The organism is Vibrio sp. 970, from assembly GCF_033339075.1.
On the sequence record NZ_JAWOTW010000718.1, the window covers coordinates 1 to 541 of the forward strand.

Below are 541 nucleotides of genomic sequence, written 5' to 3' on the forward strand. Positions count from 1 at the left end.
CAGCTTCAACCGCATCAGCACCCGATGGTCCACAGAACTGAATAACACAGTTATCGCCCAGCTCTTGAGGAAGAAAAGACTTAACAGACTTAATAAAGTGAGTTTTAGCAGAAGTGGCAATATCAAGAGTTTGATAAGGCAGACCAGAGTCTAACTGCTCTTTTAACGCTTGGTTAATTTCAGGATGGTTGTAACCCAACGCTAAAGTACCAGCACCAGCTAGACAATCTAGGAAGACTTGACCACGAGTATCTTCTACCAAACAGCCATATGCTTGCTTAATCGCAATCGGTAGACGACGTGGATAAGAACGAACCTCAGATTCATGCTCCGCCTGTTCTAATAGAACTTGATCCGGCGTTAAGTCATACGTTCCCTCAACTAAAGGAACCTGAGAAGAAAAAATGTTTGCGATAGTGTTATCGACTTCAAAGGCAGTGCTCATACTACTTAATCCCTTGAATTGTAATAATTCTCGAACCTGTATTTATTTTCGTTTGAATTTAATTACAGGAGATATAGGTAAACCTCCGCCTCTGTC

General features: G+C 41.6%; 1 protein-coding gene. It reads right to left on the reverse strand.

The window, feature by feature from the left end; all coding sequences use genetic code 11:
* The coding region (locus R7Q11_RS28805; RefSeq protein WP_225467300.1) for an aminotransferase class III-fold pyridoxal phosphate-dependent enzyme at nucleotides 1-445 on the reverse strand (445 nt) is incomplete at its 3' end.
* Nucleotides 446-541 lie beyond the last annotated feature (96 nt).